The organism is Mucilaginibacter aureus (assembly GCF_053514885.1).
The window spans coordinates 3709125-3727667 of record NZ_CP170601.1; the positions used below are offsets into that span (position 1 = coordinate 3709125).

At 45.2% G+C, this 18543-nt stretch carries 10 protein-coding genes; 9 read left to right on the forward strand and 1 reads right to left on the reverse strand.

From position 1 onward, the window contains the following. Positions 1–435 precede the first annotated feature (435 nt). The 9 genes from ACFGVR_RS15910 (at position 436) to ACFGVR_RS15950 (ending at position 16816) form a co-directional block, all read left to right on the forward strand. Positions 436–1563 carry an alpha/beta hydrolase-fold protein gene (locus tag ACFGVR_RS15910; RefSeq protein ID WP_448698302.1) on the forward strand — a complete coding sequence of 376 codons (1128 nt, stop codon included), beginning with the start codon at positions 436–438 and terminating at the stop codon, positions 1561–1563. 68 nt (positions 1564–1631) lie between these two features. Further along, complete coding sequence (locus ACFGVR_RS15915; RefSeq protein ID WP_448698303.1) at positions 1632–5690, forward strand: hybrid sensor histidine kinase/response regulator transcription factor; 4059 nt, start codon at positions 1632–1634, stop codon at positions 5688–5690. A gap of 232 nt (positions 5691–5922) precedes the next feature. Beyond that, positions 5923–7278, forward strand: a complete 1356-nt coding sequence (locus ACFGVR_RS15920; protein WP_448698304.1) for a family 43 glycosylhydrolase — start codon at positions 5923–5925, stop codon at positions 7276–7278. A gap of 48 nt (positions 7279–7326) precedes the next feature. Next, the gene (locus ACFGVR_RS15925) at positions 7327–8859 is read left to right on the forward strand and encodes an alpha-L-arabinofuranosidase C-terminal domain-containing protein (protein WP_448698305.1); all 1533 of its coding nucleotides are present in this window, start codon (positions 7327–7329) and stop codon (positions 8857–8859) included. 61 nt (positions 8860–8920) lie between these two features. Next, positions 8921–11518: a xylan 1,4-beta-xylosidase gene (xyl3A, locus tag ACFGVR_RS15930; RefSeq protein WP_448698306.1), complete on the forward strand. Its 2598-nt coding sequence runs from the start codon at positions 8921–8923 to the stop codon at positions 11516–11518. 59 nt (positions 11519–11577) lie between these two features. Further along, a complete protein-coding gene (locus tag ACFGVR_RS15935) occupies positions 11578–12471 on the forward strand; it encodes an alpha/beta hydrolase (RefSeq protein WP_448698307.1) in 894 nt (297 codons plus the stop codon). A 3-nt stretch (positions 12472–12474) separates the two neighbouring features. After that, positions 12475–13323, forward strand: a complete 849-nt coding sequence (locus tag ACFGVR_RS15940) for a sialate O-acetylesterase (protein WP_448698308.1) — start codon at positions 12475–12477, stop codon at positions 13321–13323. A gap of 24 nt (positions 13324–13347) precedes the next feature. Then, the gene (locus tag ACFGVR_RS15945; RefSeq protein WP_448698309.1) at positions 13348–14550 is read left to right on the forward strand and encodes an endo-1,4-beta-xylanase; all 1203 of its coding nucleotides are present in this window, start codon (positions 13348–13350) and stop codon (positions 14548–14550) included. A 97-nt stretch (positions 14551–14647) separates the two neighbouring features. After that, positions 14648–16816 (forward strand): glycoside hydrolase family 3 C-terminal domain-containing protein, encoded by a 2169-nt coding sequence (locus tag ACFGVR_RS15950; RefSeq protein ID WP_448698310.1) that lies wholly within the window; start codon positions 14648–14650, stop codon positions 16814–16816. Between the two features lie 164 nt (positions 16817–16980). On the opposite strand, the gene ACFGVR_RS15955 is transcribed toward ACFGVR_RS15950, so the two are convergent. Continuing rightward, positions 16981–18531 carry a SusD/RagB family nutrient-binding outer membrane lipoprotein gene (locus ACFGVR_RS15955; protein ID WP_448698311.1) on the reverse strand — a complete coding sequence of 517 codons (1551 nt, stop codon included), beginning with the start codon at positions 18529–18531 and terminating at the stop codon, positions 16981–16983. Between the last annotated feature and the right edge of the window lie 12 nt (positions 18532–18543).

An 18543-nucleotide genomic window follows, 5' to 3' on the forward strand; every position in this document is an offset into this window, starting at 1 on the left:
ACAGCTAAGGTAGCGGGATAACCAACAACTTAAGTATCACCAATGTTACAATTTGGTAGCATAGATGTTGCTGATATGTATCAAATATTACCTATTGCGCTAAAATATAGCTGTAGGTCATATTTGTTTCATAGCTGATTTGATGAATAATTAGTTATTTGCATCGTATAGGTAGCCACAGATCATTATATTGTAAGTTATAAATTAGCTGATAATAAATAAATAACCGATTGCATATTACTAAAGGAAGTTAGCGATCGAAGGCTTTTTATCTCTTGGAGCCACTTTCCGGTTTTTGGTGTAAACATTTATTGAAGCTTTTTAGCAAAATGTAGCATGTTTTGATCAAACATTCACACAATTTAGTGAACTGGGTTTTGGTCATCCCCTGATACTATAGAAAGACCGCCTGTTTTATACCTAAATTATCAAGAAATGAATTTAAAATGTTTAACTATTGTAGTGTCAATTGCTTTGGCCGGTAGTGTATGTCGAGCTCAAATAACTCCGACAACTGTAAACGAGGATTTTCAGCCGTCGAGCCTTAATCAGCCCGGTCAAACCTATCCACAGGTAAATTCACAAGGCTTTGTACGGTTCCGTGTAAAGGCACCTAAAGCCGATAGCGTACGGGTTAGCCTTGGGCTGGGCGGCAGAGGCGGCACCCGATTGACCAAAGGTACCGACGGCTATTTTACGGGCACTACCGAAGGCCCTATGGACGAAGGCTTTCACTACTACCACCTCACTGTTGACGGCGGCGTATTTAATGATCCGGGTGCGTTGAATTACTACGGGTCCACCCGTTGGGAAAGCGGAATTGAAATACCTGCTCATGATCAGGACTTTTATGCACTTAAGGATGTTCCGCATGGTCATGTACAACAGATCCTTTTTCCTTCAAGGAGCACTAATACATCACGAAGAGCTTTTGTTTACACGCCTCCGGGTTACGAAAAAGACCGTTCGAAGAAGTATCCGGTATTGTACCTGCAACATGGCTGGGGTGAAGATGAAACTGCCTGGAGCAACCAGGGACGCGCCAACCTGATCATGGATAACCTGCTGGCAGAAGGCAAAATAAAACCCTTTATTATTGTAATGACCTACGGCATGACCAATGATATCAAAATGGGTCCTGGCGGTCTGAGAAATTTCAAGGTCGACGCGTTTCAAACGGTTTTGACCGCTGAATTGATCCCTTATATTGACGCTAACTTCCGCACGCTTGCCGACAGAGGACACAGGGCAATGGGGGGACTCTCTATGGGCGGTATGGAAACACACGCTATTACATTAGCTAAGACCGACCAATTTGCCTACTATGCCCTGCTGAGCGGTGGTATTTATACGCCTGCAGAACTTGCAGGCAAACCCAAGCCAAAACTCATATTCATAAGCTGTGGAAGCAAAGAGCGGCCAGATGGCGTAATTAATGCTGCGGCCGAACTAAAAAACAACGGATATAATGCTGTTTCGTATGTTTCTCAAAATACAGCGCACGAGTTTTTGACCTGGCGCCGCAGTTTGAATGAACTCGCGCCCTTACTATTTAAAGAATAAAACGTGTATCTTCATTCTCATATGCGGTAAGGCATCAGTGTTTTTTATAACAATTATAATAGCGCGTAATGAGTAAAGTGATATTTAACGCCTTGGTTTGCAGTTTGTGCGTTTTTTTAAGTTTACCAGGTTACGCGCAGCAGGAACTTAATTTCACTTCGCTTACTACCAAGAACGGCCTTTCGTCTAATGGTGTGAATGCTATACTTAAAGATAGCTATGGATGGGTTTGGTTTGCTACCACCGACGGGTTGGATCGTTTTGACGGGACGAATTTTACTGTTTACCGCCATGTTGATGGCGACGAAACCAGTTTGCCCGTAAATGAGATACTCTGTCTATATGAAGATAAGACCGGGAGGCTTTGGATAGGTACCGGTGGCGGTGCACTGGTTTATTACGATCGCACGCACGATACTTTCAGCCAATACCGAACAGGGGCGGTAGAAAAAAAACTACAGACCGAAACCATACTGGCAATTGATGGCGATCACCAGGGCAGGCTTTGGGTATCAGGCTTTAGTGGGGTACGTGTCATCGACCTGAAGACAAATAAAACCACCGATCCCATTACCACTGATTACAGATCACCGCCAGTGGCCCTTGGCTTTTTTGAAGACAGCAAACACCGGATGTGGGCCGGGACCAACCTTGGCTTATTTTGCCTCAATCTCGACAACAGATCATTAAAGAGATATGTCCACAACGAACAGGATAAGAAAAGCATAGGGCCCGGCCTGATAAAAGGCATTGCCGAAGACAATTCGGGCCGGTTATGGTTTGGTACGCATAGCGGCCTTAGTGCGTTGCAGGCCGACGAAAGCGGTTTCTCCAATTTCGCCAACAGCCCTGTACTTGCGATCGCGCCCGACAATGGCTATCTATGGCTCGGTACAGATAGCGGCCTGGTTATCTTTAACCCCCGCAATTTAAAAACTGAACGTTATCTCCCGGATCCGAGGAGTAGATACAGTCTTTCAGCAAAAGCCGTAACCAGTATCTGTATTGATAAAAGCAATATTTACTGGATTGGAACGAATAAAGGCGGGGTGAACAAATTTGACCGTAATCTCGCTTTGTTAAATGTTAAGTTAACTAACCTTTTCGATCAACATGGCCTGGCCGGACCGAACATCAATGCTTTCGCCGAGCAGGCAAAGGGTGGTGGCATTTTTATCGGCAACGATAATGGCCTGCAGTTCTTTGACAGGAAGACGGGCCTTTTCAGAACTATTCGCATTGACGCGCGGGAAAAGATCGCAGAAGACCGTATCTCGGTACTTTGCCTGAAATACGACAAGGAGGGAAGACTTTGGATAGGTACGCTGCAGCATGGGCTTTATATACTTGACCCATCTTCCGGCAAATGCACGAATATCGTGGAGGGAAACGGAGAGCATCACATTTCCCAAAATGATGTCTACTGTGTTGAGGAAGATCAAAAAGGCCGGATGTGGATCGGTACAAATGGCGGAGGAGTAGATATTTACGACCCTAAAACCGGAAAATTTGATAACTACCTCCGGTTTTTCAAAGCTACCATGCAAAATAAAGTGATGAATAACTTTGTCCGCACCCTAACCCCGATCAACAGCGACGAAATGTGGGTTGGTACCTGGGGTGGGGGAATTGCTGCTTTTAATATCAATACGGGTAGCATGGTTGTCTATAATAAGGCGGCTAATGCGCTTCCCAGTAACCTGGTGTTGTCGGTTTTGCAAGATGAGACCGGCAAAATATGGGTGGCAACCTATGGCGGTGGTATAGATGAGTTTGACGCGAGGTCCGCGAGGTTCAAGCCCTATCTGGAAAATGAGGGGCTTATTAACGAGATCGTTTACAAAATATTACAGGATAAAAATAACTTGCTTTGGATGAGTACAAGCCGGGGCATTATCAGCCTTGACCTGCGTACACGGAGGTCAAAAAAATATAGCAAACAAAATGGGGTACAGGATAGCCCCTTTATAAGGGGAGCCGGCTTTGAAACAGCGGACGGCATGTTGTTTTTTGGTGGGCAGGACGGGTTCAATTATTTCGACCCTAAAGACCTTCCTGAAAACAACCAAACTCCTAAAGTGGTGCTAACAAGTTTAAAGATCGATAATAACCCCGTTTCAGCAGGCGACAATTCACCCATTCAGCAACAGATCAGCATCGCAAAAAAAATAGACCTGACCTATCACCAAAACTTTTCCATCAGTTATACTGCTTTAAATTATACCGATGCACATCAGGACCAGTATTCGTACATGCTTAAAGGTTTTGACACGAAGTGGAACTATGTTGGCCATGCATCTACTGCCTATTTTACTAACCTTGACCCGGGTACTTACACTTTTTTGGTCAGGGCAAGCCATAGTAAAGGCTTGTGGAACACCGAGCCAACATCGGTGCTGATCACCGTGTCGCCGCCGTGGTGGCGCACCATTTACGCATACCTGATCTACGTATCGATCGGCGTGGGGCTGCTTTTCTATATTCGCCATAGAGGCATCCGTAATATTAAAACAAAACTTGCGATCGAGGAGGAGAAGCGTGAAACAAAACGGCTGCGTGAACTGGATGTGATGAAAATTAATTTCCTTACCAATCTTAGCCATGAGTTTCGTACGCCCATCTCGTTAATTATGGCGCCCATCGAAAAACTGATGACAAGCCCAACTGAAGAAAACATAGTAAAAGAGGTACCGGTCATCCAACGCAATGCCCGCCGTTTGCTCGATCTCGTTAACCAGTTACTTGATCTAAGGAAGATGGAAGAGCAGGAACTGAGGCTCAACCTTTCCAGTGGAGATATGGTGGCATTTATAAGAGATGCTGCGAATTCCTTTGAAGACATTTCAGAGCAAAAAAAAATAAGTTTTTCATTCCAAACCGAAGTTGAAAGCTTGCATGCGCGTTTTGATCCGGATAAACTTGAACGCATAATTTTTAACTTACTCGCTAATGCATTCAAGTTTACAGGTGCGGGTGGTACGGTGAGTGTTAATTTATCTCTTTACTCAGAAACAAACAGTCTCCAAATTACTATTGCCGATTCCGGTGTAGGTATTCCCCTAAATGACCAGTCAAGAATTTTTAAAAAGTTTTTCCAGCATGATGCTCCGGAAGAGATCTTAAACCAGGGAAGCGGTATCGGGTTGTCGATCGTTAAAGAATTTACCGAACTACATGGCGGCAACGTTACGGTAATAAGTGAACCGGGCAAGGGAAGTTCTTTTATTGTTGTTCTGCCCATCATTGATGCCGTTGAACATAGCATAGCGGCAAACCCGGATGGTCATAAAAACGGCATACCGATAATGAAAGTCTCCGATAGTGAAAAGCGCAGCATCTTATTGGTAGAAGATAATGATGATTTCAGGAATTACTTAAAAGAAAACCTGGAGAAACATTATCGGGTTACAGAAGCGGTAAATGGGAAAGAAGGCTGGCAAAAAGTGTTATCGGGCCACCCCGACCTGGTGATAAGTGATGTGAGTATGCCGGTGATGGATGGCATGGCACTATGCCGGAAAATTAAAACTGATAAACGGACAAGTTTTATCCCAGTGATCTTATTGACGGCACTTGGCAGGGAAGAAGATCATGTAAAGGGTTTACAGACCGAAGCGAATGATTACCTCACCAAGCCCTTCAGTTTTGAAGTATTGAACACCCGTATCAGTAACCTGATCAACCTTAACCAACGGCTAAGAGACACCTTCTCTAAACATATACAATTGATCGCCCCCGAAATGGAGGTCCGATCGGCCGATGAGAAACTGCTCAGTGATCTATCTTCATTGATCGAAGAAAGGCTGAACGATCCGGGATTCACTATCGAAGAACTTAGCAGACACCTGGGCATGAGCCGTAGTTCGCTTTACAATAAACTGTTTGAACTTACCGGCCAGCCGCCAGTTGATTATGTACGGACCATAAAACTGCAAAAGGCGGCATCATTGCTCGAACAAACCCATTATACCATTCGTGAGATCTCTTTCATGACCGGATTTGCTACCCCGGGCTATTTTTCAAAACTATTTAAAGAGAAGTACGATCTGTCTCCCTCGGAGTTTTTACGCCTTAAAAGAAATAAGATGAAAGGCATGCGATCTGCCCACAAACGAACAACGGACTAATTCTGGAGGGCAATACACATTTGTTATAGCTTTTTAACAAAAACTGGTAGAACTTCACTAAGCATTAACAGAACTTAGGCCTGCGGTTGTTATCTCACCTGATCACATTCCGGTAACCAATTGGCTATTCGTTTTACATTGTTAACCAAACTCATACATGGCCCTGCGTCCATTATGAAGTGCCTTGCGGTAGTCATTTTGCTTGATTTTTTGTTTAAATGAGATATTATAAATGAATAAGAAAATAATGAAACACTTTAAAATGCACTTGTTGTTAATGGTGGCGATCTTGCTAACCAGACCTTTGCTGGCGCAAAATCCGCTGATCATCACCCAATTTACCGCCGATCCTTCAGTGCGGGTTTTCGATGGTAAAATATACCTTTATCCTTCGCATGATATCGTAGCCACACCGGGGCATGGTCGGGCCGGCTGGTTTTGCATGCAGGACTATCATGTTTATTCATCATCGAACCTTACCGATTGGACAGACCATGGCGTAATTGTAAGTCAAAATAAGGTGCCGTGGGTCGACTCTACGGCTTATAGTATGTGGGCGCCTGATTGTATAGCGCGCGGTGGAAAATATTACTTCTATTTTCCGGCTACAGTAAAACCCGTAGATGGCCGTGGTTTTGCCGTGGGTGTGGCCATCGCTGATAAGCCATACGGGCCTTTTGTACCGCAGCCGCGACCGATCACCGGCATACACGGCATAGATCCCAACGTGCAGATCGATAAGGACGGACAGGCCTATATTTACTGGGCGCAGGGAGAGCTATATGGTGCTAAGCTGAGTGCTAACATGCTTGAGTTGGCTTCTGAACCTGTAAAACTCGAAGGCTTCCCTGACAAAGGCCTTAAAGAAGGACCTTATTTATTCGAGCGTAAGGGCATTTATTATATGACGTATCCACACGTGGCCAATAAAATTGAGCGACTCGAATATGCAACGTCAAATAATCCCTTAGGGCCATTCAAATATGGAGGTGTGATCATGGATGAATCTGCCTCGGGCTGCTGGACAAACCATCAATCTGTTATTGAGTTCAAAAACCAATGGTATCTATTTTATCATAACGACGACCTATCTCCCAAATTTGATAAGAACCGATCGGTAAGAGCCGACAGTTTGTTTTTTAATGATGATGGCACCATCCGCAAAGTGACCCCTACATTGCGCGGTATTGGGATAACCAACGCTACAAAAAAAATACAGATCGACCGCTATAGCGCGAAGAGCCAGGATGGTACGGAAATAGAATTTCTCGACACACTTAACAAGTTCAAAGGCTGGAAGACCGTCTTCGACAAACCTAACGCGTGGGTACGATACAATACGGTTGATCTTGGAAAGAAAAAGACAAGGAATATACAGATCTATGCACGGTCTGAGACCGGAGGGGTATTGTGGGTAAGAACTACGGATGCCCCCGGTAAGATCATTGCTAAAGTGACCATACCAAAGGGAGGCGATTGGAGCGTTGTTGAACGATCGATCTCAGCGACCCCTGCTGGCATTAAAGATCTTGTAGTTGAATTAAATGGGGACGGCCACGTGGAAGTTGATTGGATAAGTTTCAAATAAACCCATGCCTTGTATTCATTGAAGTTTTATTTAAATAGATCGATATATATGAAAAAAGTATTGTTGACCCTGGCCCTTGCCCTTCCTTTTTCTCTCTTTGCCCAAAACGCGAAGATAAAGATCGATGTTGACCGGGTTATTGGAAAAATTGATCCTATGATCTACGGTGTATTCATGGAACCCATCCAGTTCAGCGGAAAAAGAATGGGACTGCCAGACTCTGTTCGGTTTAATACCCTTTACGGCCCTGTGTACGATCCTTCTTCTCCACTAGCCGACGAGAACGGCTTCAAAAAAGATTATATCGATGCGATGCGCGAACTTAAAATAACCAATATGCGTTGGCCCGGGGGGAACTACCTGATGGGATATAACTGGCAGGATGGCATCGGCCCGAAAAATAAAAGACCCGCTTGTATCAATCTTGCATGGGGCGGAGTTGATAATAACCACGTAGGCACCGATGAATGGTTCGCGTTGAACAAAGCCATCGGCAGTGAAAATATTGTGGGTGTGAACCTCGGCCTTGGAGATATTCAGCAGGCCGCTTACTGGCTCGAGTACTGCAACTATCCTAAAGGTACTTATTTCTCGGACCTGCGGGCGAAAAACGGGCACAAGGATCCATACGGTGTAAAGATATGGGACCTGGGCAACGAACTTGACGGCGCACCCTGGGAGTTGGGCCATAAAACAGCGGAAGAATATGTTAATATCGGCAGAGAAGCAGCCAAAGCAATGGCTTCTGTCGACAGCACGATAAAATTCGTTGCGTCGGGATCATCGTACTACGAACCAACCGGGCAGTGGGTGGAGTGGAACCGTAAGGTACTTTCGGGCCTTGGGGATAAGATCAGTTACCTATCTATCCACCGCTACTGGGAGAGGTCACCCGACTATTATACCTATATGGGGCAAAGCGCGATGGACTTTGAAGAAAAGATCAAAGTATCTGCCGATGAGATCGAGGCGGTGAGAACAATGAAAGGATTTAAAAACCCCATCTACCTTGCGGTCGACGAGTGGGGGATCATGTCAAGAGATGTGATGTCTGTTTTACCGATCGCGCAATGTTTCAATTCTTTTTTACGCCATGCTGATGTAGTAAAGATGACGAACTTTACACTGCTAACGTCGCTTTTGGGCAGCGATAAGGTAAAAGGAACGTTCAAAACACCTTTGTTCTATATTTTCAAAGCCTATTCCAATAATTGCCTTGGTGTTTCTGTCGATACCTACGTTGATTGTGGGACCTTCAACACTCCAAATGCCCGGAACATTCCATACCTCGATGTTACCACCTCTTATTCAAAAGACAAAAATATGATCTTTATCAATGTGGTGAACAGGAGCAAAGACCAGGCGATCACTGCCGACATTTCCAATATTTCGGGAGGCTTTGAAGGCACGGCCGGAGTCAGCCTGATCGCAGGCCAGGAGTTGCAGGAAACGTTCGTTTTTGATAAAAAGGACCAGTACGTACCGGTAAAAAAAGAAATTCAAATAAAAGGTCATCAAATAGCTTACACCTTTCCGCCGCATTCATTCACTCAAATTCAATTAACACCTGGCAAAAGGTGAGAAAATCTTGTTCAGAAAAAAGGCTTACTCTAAATATGATAAAATATCTAACTAAATGAAAATGATGAAGTTAAATAAGTGCCTGCTGCTTTGCATCGGCGTGATATACCAGTTTTCCGCTTCCGCGCAAAAGCTTCCTTACCAAGATCCTCATTTACCATCGGAAGTAAGAGCGAAGGACCTGGTTTCCAGGCTCACCCTTAAAGAGAAAGTAGGTTTGATGAAGGACGTTTCAGATGCGATCCCGCGCCTGGGTATCAAAAAGTTCAACTGGTGGAGCGAAGCGTTACACGGGTACGCTAACCAGGGGCCGGTCACCGTTTTTCCTGAGCCGGTAGGCATGGCGGCCTCATTTGACGATCAATTGGTGTATCATGTTTTCGACGCGGTTTCCGACGAGGCACGCGCCAAAAACAACGATTATAGAAAACATGGCGAAAGCACGCGTTTCCACGATCTTTCTGTCTGGACGCCGAACGTCAATATCTTCCGTGACCCCCGCTGGGGCCGTGGACAGGAAACATATGGTGAAGACCCTTACCTTACTTCACGTATGGGCATCCAGGTAGTGCGTGGCCTGCAGGGGCCTGCTGATGCCAAATACCGTAAGTTGCTGGCTTGCGCCAAACACTTTGCTGTGCATTCCGGGCCAGAGTCAACCCGTCACCAACTGAATATAACAGATGTTGAACCGCGAGATCTTTGGGACACTTACCTGCCGGCATTTAAAGCCCTGGTGACCGAAGCGGATGTTCGTGAAGTGATGTGTGCATATCAACGTTTGGATGATGAGCCTTGCTGTGGAAGTAATCGTTTGTTGGGCCAGATATTACGCGAAGACTGGGGCTTTAAATACCTGGTCGTATCAGATTGCGGTGCGATAACTGATTTTTATCGTAGTCATAAGTCATCTTCAGATGCCACTCACGCCTCTGCTAAGGCCGTTTTGGCAGGTACCGATGTAGAGTGCGTTGGGTACGCATTTGACAAGATACCTGATGCAGTGGCACATGGCCTGATCAAAGAGAAGAGCATCAACACCAGCGTGATCCGCCTGATGACCCAACGTTTTGAATTGGGCGAATTCGATGACGACGCACTCGTTCCCTGGACCAAAATCCCATTATCAGTAGTTAACTCACCTGCGCACCAGCAATTGGCGCTTGAGATGGCCAGGGAATCAATGACGCTGTTGCAAAACAATAACAATGTATTACCACTAAGCAAAAGCATACAAAAGATCGCGGTGGTCGGCCCGAACGCGGCTAACACGCAGATGCTTTGGGGGAATTACAACGGTACACCTTTACATACCATCAATATCCTTGACGGGATAAGGGCAAAAATAGGCGCCGACCGGGTCGTTTATGATAATGCCTGTGATCTGGTTGAAGATAAGGTTACCGAGAATGCTTTTGCCGAATGTTCAATTGATGGAAAAACAGGCATCCGCGCTACTTATTGGAACAATCGTGATCTTGAAGGCCCGGCGGTGATCACTGAACAATTGACCAACCCAATTGCGCTTACTACCTTCGGCGCCCATCAGTTTGCTCCGGGCGTGAACCTGGATGCTTTTTCGGCCAAATATGAAACTACTTTTAAACCTGGGTTCTCCGGCGAGATCGTTTTCAAAATGGAAGCTACCGGCTCTGCAGAGTTGTTCATAGATGGTAAACTGATATCGCGCACCGGTAGCTGGAGGGCGAATCCCAACAAAGTACCTTTTACTGTTGAGGCAGGTAAAGCGTATAAAATAGAAATGCGCTACCGGCAATTGAACAATTGGGCCGCGAGCCTTTTATTTAACTTTGGAAAAGAGGTCCCGGTAACGTACGACGCTTTATTGGCGAAAGTGAAAGACGTTGATATCGTGATATTCGCGGGCGGGATCTCGCCAAGATTGGAAGGAGAAGAAATGCCGGTAGAACTTCCGGGTTTTAAAGGCGGCGACCGTACCGACATTGAACTGCCATCGGTGCAGCGAAATTTTATAGCGGCGCTAAAAAAAGCAGGCAAAAAAGTGGTTTTCGTAAATTGCTCAGGCTCTGCCGTGGCCCTGGTGCCCGAAACCGAAAATTGTGAGGCCATCTTGCAGGCATGGTACAGTGGTGAATCTGGCGGGCAGGCGATCGCGGATGTTTTATTCGGTGATCTCAACCCGGCAGGGCATCTTCCGGTCACCTTTTATAAAAACGTGCAGCAGTTACCTGACTTTAACGATTATAAGATGAATGGACGCACTTATCGTTACATGAACAGTGCCCCGCTCTTTCCTTTCGGATTCGGTCTGAGCTACACCACATTTAATATCAGCGATGCCAAACTGAGTAAAGCCGTTATTACCCGTAATGAAAGTGTGCAGATGACCGTACCTATAGCGAATACCGGAAACCGAGACGGAGTAGAGGTTTTACAGGTATATGTGAGAAAACTGAATGATACCAGCGGACTTAATAAAACGTTACGCGCTTTTAAACGGTTGGCCATAGCTACAGGAAAAACAGAATTAGCCTCGATGGCGATCCCGGTCAAAAGTTTTGAATTTTATGACCCGTCTACCGGTAAGGTTCAGGTTGCGCCAGGTGAGTACGAGCTTTTATACGGTTCGAGTTCAGCTGATAAGGACCTCCGGTCGATAAAGATCACTATCAAATAGTTTCGTGAATTTAAGTTTCGATAACCCATTATATACCATTAACTTATCATAAAAAAAGGATGAAAAAAACACAACAATTAAGACGGCTGCTTTTAGCGCTCAGTGTTCTCTTTCTATTTAGTTTCCCGGTCAATGCCCAGGAGATCGTTAAGCATGCATCAATAGGGTACGACATCTTTCAAGCGAATATCCAACATGGAAAAATAGATACGATCACGTATGATTCAAAAACTGTCGGCACTACCCGCAGGGCATTGATCTATACACCGCCCGGCTATTCAACTCATAAAAAATATCCTGTGCTTTATCTTTTACATGGGATCGGCGGTGATGAAAAAGAATGGTATAACGGTGGCAAGCCGCAGATCATATTGGATAACCTATACGCCCAGGGTAAAGTTGAGCCAATGATCATCGTATTACCCAATGGCAGAGCGATGAAGGACGACCGAGCTACCGGAAACATTATGGCTCCTGATAAAATTCAGGCCTTTGCGGATTTTGAAAAGGACCTGTTGAATGATCTGATCCCATTTATAGAGCGTACCTATCCTGTTCTGAGCGACCGGGAGCATCGCGCTATTGCCGGGCTTTCGATGGGCGGCGGGCAATCCTTAAATTTCGGCTTGGGTAACCTGGATAAGTTTGCCTGGGTGGGAAGCTTTTCGGCTGCGCCTAACACAAAAGCACCACAGGAATTGGTGCCCGACGCCGAACTGGCGTCGAAACGGTTAAAGCTTCTGTGGATATCGTGCGGTGCGAGTGACGGCCTGATCGCTTTCAGTAAGCGCACTCATGAATATCTTGCAGAAAAAAATGTGCCGCATATTTATTATATCGAACCCGGCGTGCATGATTTTAAGGTGTGGAAAAATGGTCTGTATATGTTCTCACAACTGATCTTTAAGCCTGTAGATATTTCTACGTTCCCGAAATATGTTTACAGCGAATAAGTTATGAAAACAAGATCATCTATGATCGTCGCGCTGCTTTTGCTGAGCTTGAACGCCTTTTCGCAAGACAAGAATTTTTACCTGTTCATTTGCTTTGGCCAGTCAAATATGGAAGGGAATGCAAAGATCGAGGCACAGGATACGATCAAAGTAGACAGCAGGTTCCGGATGTTACAAGCTGTTGATTGTTCGGATAGAGGCAGAGTAAAAGATAACTGGTACACTGCTGTTCCACCATTGGCACGGTGTAAAACCGGCCTGACTCCTGCAGATCAATTCGGCCGGACACTGGTGGCTAACCTGCCCAAAAAAATAAAGATCGGGATCATCAATGTTTCGGTTGCCGGTGCCAGGATAGAGGTATTCGAAAAGGACAGCTACCAGTCTTATTTAGCGACCGCACCGTTATGGATGAAAAGCATCGCGGCAGAATATGGTGGCAGTCCGTATGATCGGCTGGTCAAGCTGGCAAAGTTAGCGCAGAGATCCGGTGTAATTAAAGGTATCTTACTGCATCAGGGGGAGTCAAATCCCAATGACACGCTTTGGACAAAAAAAGTAAAAGGCATTTATGATAACCTGATGAAAGATCTCAGCTTAAAACCCAAAAAAGTGCCTTTGCTCGCAGGCGAATTAGTGAATGCCGACCAACAAGGTGCTTGCGCCAATATGAACAAGATAATTGCAACGTTGCCGCAAGTGCTTCCCAACTCTTATGTGATCTCTTCAGCCGGATGTACCTGCGCACGAGATCACCTTCACTTTACAGCTGAGGGGTATCGCGTATTAGGAGAGCGGTACGCCCAGACCATGCTTTCCATATTGGGTTATAAGGTTAGCGACATGCAATAATTTCATAGATCAATAACTAATGATATGAAGACATTTCACCTTGATGAAAAAACAGATCGGGGCATTTTGCTGTCGGCAATTGCACTTGCTATTTTATCTTTTACACACTGCGCATCCAAACATCATCTGACCGCTGGACCGGATACCCTCAACAAAGGGTTGAAAGATCATTATAAAAACTATTTCCCAATAGGTGTAGCTGTAAGTATGGCCGCTTTGCACGGTCCTGATTCTGCATTGATCGTTAAGGAATTTAACAGCATAACGCCCGAAAATGATATGAAGATGGGACCCATACACCCGTCAGAGAAAGTATTTAACTGGAAAAACGCCGACGCCATTGTAGACTTTGCAATAGCGCACCATATGCGTATACGCGGGCATAATCTGTGTTGGCACAACCAGGAAGCGAGTTGGATGTTTACCGGGCCAGACGGAAAGGTAGTTGCCAAAGAACTGCTTTTGCAACGGCTGAGAGACCATATTTTTGCGGTGGTGGGCAGATATAAGGGTAGGGTGTACGCATGGGATGTGGTCAATGAGGCTGTTGACGATACTAATGATAGTACACAGGTATATCGTAAAAGTAACTGGTATACCATATTTAACAGCCCTGAATTTATCGAAGCTGCTTTCAGATATGCCCATGAGGCCGACCCTGCTGCAAAGTTATACTACAACGATTACAATAGCGAGCGACCGGTAAAAAGAGAAAAGATCTATAAATTATTAAAAAAACTGATCGATGATCATGTGCCGATCGATGGGGTGGGAATGCAGGCTCATTGGAAATTGAATGAGCCTTCGCCAGAAGAGCTACGTAAAGCATTGGACGAAGTAACTTCATTAGGTTTAAAGGTACAAATTACCGAAATGGATATCACCATACGGTTACCGCAACCGCGGCCCGCACCGGGTGCTGCACCTGTAACGGTGTCAGGTTCGCCAATGCCAGATCCTGGTTATACGCCCGAGCTGGAAGCCAAACAAGTGGCGCAATATAAAATGGCTTTTGATATTTTCAGGCAATACAAACGGTCGATAACCGGTGTTACTTTCTGGAACGTTTCGGACAGGTACAGCTGGTTGGATGCCAGGGGCGGAGGGTTGAGCGGGGGCGCTGCCGCAGGCATTAATACGCTAAGGGTGATCCGCAAAGCATATCCTTTATTGTTTGATGAGAACCGGCAACGAAAAAAAGCTTATTGGTCGGTGGTTGATTTTTAACTGTTAATATAGTACATCAAATTGCTCCAATATTAATTGTCCGGCTTTAATTAAATTTTTAGGTTTGGTTATAGCCTCAATAACCGGCCCGAACTTTATGAAAATCATCTTTTTATCATTTACACTATGCTTGTGCTCAATTTTATGGTGCCAGGCTCAACATCACCCGCAAACAGACAAGGAAATTGCCGCTAAGATCGATCACCTTATCGGACAAATGACACTGGAAGAAAAAGTGGGGATGATTCATGGCAATTCCTTATTTACCTCCGCAGGGGTCAAACGATTAGGAATTCCAGACCTTGTGATGTCCGATGGCCCGCATGGCGTGCGTTTGGAACATGGTTTCAACAACTATGTAAGGCCGAAAGACCTGCAGGATGCCGGAACTTATTTGCCTACCGGCGTATGCCTGGCGGCTACATGGAACCCGGCTTTGGGTTACCAGTTCGGTGCCGTATTGGGAAGTGAGGCGAGTTACCGCGGTAAGGATGTAATTCTTGGCCCGGGTATCAATATTATTCGTACAGCCTTAAATGGCCGGAATTTCGAATATCAAAGCGAAGATCCATTCCTGATATCTCAAATGGCTGTTGGGTATATTAAAGGCGTACAAGATCAGGGTGTATCCGCCTGTGTTAAACATTTTATAGCAAATAACCAGGAACTACTAAGAACAAGCATCGATGTACAAATGAGCGATCGGGCTTTGAATGAGATCTATCTGCCCGGGTTTAAAGCAGCTGTCACTATCGGCAAAGTAAATACCCTGATGGGATCTTATAATAAGTTCAGGGGACAATGGGCCACGCACAACAATTATTTGATCGGTCAAATACTAAAAAAAGACTGGGGATTTAAAGGAATGGTGATAAGCGATTGGGGCGCTGTGCATAGTACCGATCAGGCATTATGGAATGGAACTGATCTGGAAATGGGAACCGATATCGGCATGCGGCCCAAGGTGGACTATGGTAAATTTTACATGGGCGACACGGTTGTTCATTTGATAAGAACAGGGAAGATCCCGGAATACCTCATTAATGAAAAGGTACGCCGTATCTTATATGTGATGTTTAAAACAAACATGATCGATGGGAAGAGAAAACCAGGTGAATATAATACAAAGGCCCACCAACAAACCGCGTTAAAGATCGCCGAAGAAGGCATCGTATTACTTAAAAATGAACATAAAACGCTTCCCTTGACGCCTGCTACCAGGTCGATCGCCGTTATTGGCTATAACGCCGCAAGGGAGCAGGCTTTGGGCGGCGGCAGTTCGCAAGTCAAAGCGTTTTATGAGGTGACGCCGTTGGAAGGCTTAAAAAATGTTGCGGGTAAAAATGTAAACATAACTTACACGCAGGGTTATAAAATTGAACGTGGCGCGGGTAGTGACGCAACAATGATCGAAGAGGCTGCACAAGCTGCTTCTAAAGCCGACGTGGCAATTGTAGTGGGGGGCTGGACGCATGGATATAACTATGCCGTGTGGAAAGATAACGCCTATGACGCGGAAGATACCGATAAGCCGGACATGCTGATGCCGTTCGGACAAGATGAACTGATCCGGGCCGTATTAAAGGCAAATCCTAAAACTGTGGTGGTTTTAATGGGAGGCGGACCTATCGACATGACCCAATGGATCGATAATACGCCGGCTGTGATCCAGGCCTGGTATCCGGGTATGGAGGGTGGCAATGCGTTAGCAAAAATAATTTTCGGGCAGATAGATCCCTCAGGCAAGCTACCCATGTCATTTCCAAAAAGACTGGAGGACGAACCGGCCCATAAATTAGGGGAATACCCCGGCAATGGTGTAACTGCCAATTACACCGACGATATTTATGTGGGTTACCGTTATTATGATACATTTAACGTGGCCCCTCAGTTTGCTTTCGGGCACGGACTTTCTTACACCACCTTTAAATATAGCGACCTCAGGATATCTACAAACAATGGTAAAACTATCGTTAGCTTTAAAATAAAAAATACCGGGACGATGGCCGGTGCCGAAACGGCTCAACTGTATATCAAACAGGAAAAATTAAATTTACCACGACCTGAGAAAGAATTAAAAGGATTTGAAAAGTTATTTTTAAAGGCCGGCGAAGAAAAAATGGCAACCTTAACCTTAAGCAAAGATGCATTTCAATACTTTAATGACCTGAAAAGCCAATGGGTATCCGACGCAGGTTTCTTTGACGTGATCATCGGAAGTTCTTCAAAAGATATTCGCTTAACCGGACGGATCTATCACCAATAATAAACGATGTGAATTCGCAATAAGGTCATCATCTGTTTGACGATAATGATCTATGTTGGGCAGTCTGCCAAATTAAATATTTTGATCCTGGGATGGGGTTATTACAAAAATGCCGGCCGGAAACGGCCGGCATTTTTACCAATTTATATATCACTAACAATAAACTACTTATCCCAAAAAACATGGGTATCCATGTTATCTGCACCGCCAATATCTGCGACAGCAGCCTGGTAGTTGGCCAGGTTTGCTGAAAGCTCAAGGGTAGGGTACACATATCTTCGAACAAAACCACCGGTTATGTTTTGACCCGCAATAGTATTGGGTGATAAAGCCGGAAAACCACTTCTCCTGAAGTTAGCCCATGCTTCGGCGCCATTTCCCCATGAGGCGATCCAATATTGGGTATTGATGAGCTTCAGGGCGTTCGCCGGGCTGTAAGCATTCACCGGGTTGTTGATAAAAGAGTTTTCCGTAGCTAAAGGGATCGTGGCCGATGCGTTATAGGTGGTCCATTGGTCCATTGCCGCGCGGATACCGTTCGCGTAATAAATATCCGGTGTATTTCCTCCTGTTATCCATCCCTTAAAGGCTGCCTCAGCCAATAGCAATTGTGTTTGTGCGTAGGTGACAAAAAACTGAGGCGCGGTCAGGCTACCCAAATAAGTATAATTTACTTGCGAGTAGTTGTAACCTGAGCCATTTGCGCCCCTGTAACCGGGCGCGGTAGCTAAGGTGGCACTGCTATAGCCAATGGGCAAGCCAAATTGGTTTGCCGACACCGTGTCTGGTACACCGCTTGTTGCCGCAGCGGGGTTGGGGTATTTCGCCGAAATGTACTTCAGTCGCGGGTCGCCCGAACTTTTTAACTGGTTTACAAAAGGCTCTGCCAAATAATAAGTATTGGTGAGTGTAGAAAGATTTTGACTAACAGGATTAACGTAAGTGATATTATATTTCAAATAGCAGTTGTCGGCATTCGAGGTCATCACTCCACCGGCAAATGCGGCTTGCACAATGCTCTGCGCTTTGATGGCATCGTATTTTGAATACCGCATGCCTATACGTAATAACAACGAATACCCTAATTTCTTCCATTGGGCTATATTGCCGCCATAAAATACATCTGCGGTAACAATGTCTTTTGCAGGATCAAGCGCGGCAGTAGCAGTAGTTAATTCATTGACAAGATCTGTGTAAATGGCTATTTGGTTGTCATACTTAGGCGTAAGGATGTTGCCCAGATACGCCTGGCCCGCTTCACTATAAGGAACATCACCGTAAGTATCAACAAGTATCATGAACTGGTACGCTTTTAAGATCCTGGCTTCATTATACAAATTTGTTCTTGCATTGTTCCCCTTCAGTTGGCTCAAAATCTGAACCAATAATTGAACAGGCCCGGCAGAAATAGTGGCGCCTGTGTTGGTACCCGTAAACTCGGCGTTCCACCTTTGCGCTGTGTAGGTTTGGTTGGCCTGGTTGAAATTAAACGCTGAGGTAATACCGGTAAATGGGTTGATAAATTGCTGCACAACGGTTGGCTCGGTTTCCATAATAGCCGAATAGGTACTAAATTCTGCAGTGGTAAACAAAAACGCAGCGTCAAGTTGCGTTGGGTTATTTGGGTTGACATTCAAGGTATCAAACCCTTTATTGCAGCTGCTTACCAATGTAATACAGAGCGCTGAAAGTAAAATGCTGGTTATATTTTTCATATTTTATTTAGC

Coding starts and splice junctions, on each gene's coding strand:
- ACFGVR_RS15910 (WP_448698302.1), top strand. CDS start 436: ATGAATTTAAAATGTTTAACTATTGTAGTGTCAATTGCTTTGGCCGGT.
- ACFGVR_RS15915 (WP_448698303.1), top strand. CDS start 1,632: ATGAGTAAAGTGATATTTAACGCCTTGGTTTGCAGTTTGTGCGTTTTT.
- ACFGVR_RS15920 (WP_448698304.1), top strand. CDS start 5,923: ATGAATAAGAAAATAATGAAACACTTTAAAATGCACTTGTTGTTAATG.
- ACFGVR_RS15925 (WP_448698305.1), top strand. CDS start 7,327: ATGAAAAAAGTATTGTTGACCCTGGCCCTTGCCCTTCCTTTTTCTCTC.
- xyl3A (WP_448698306.1), top strand. CDS start 8,921: ATGATGAAGTTAAATAAGTGCCTGCTGCTTTGCATCGGCGTGATATAC.
- ACFGVR_RS15935 (WP_448698307.1), top strand. CDS start 11,578: ATGAAAAAAACACAACAATTAAGACGGCTGCTTTTAGCGCTCAGTGTT.
- ACFGVR_RS15940 (WP_448698308.1), top strand. CDS start 12,475: ATGAAAACAAGATCATCTATGATCGTCGCGCTGCTTTTGCTGAGCTTG.
- ACFGVR_RS15945 (WP_448698309.1), top strand. CDS start 13,348: ATGAAGACATTTCACCTTGATGAAAAAACAGATCGGGGCATTTTGCTG.
- ACFGVR_RS15950 (WP_448698310.1), top strand. CDS start 14,648: ATGAAAATCATCTTTTTATCATTTACACTATGCTTGTGCTCAATTTTA.
- ACFGVR_RS15955 (WP_448698311.1), bottom strand. CDS start 18,531: ATGAAAAATATAACCAGCATTTTACTTTCAGCGCTCTGTATTACATTG.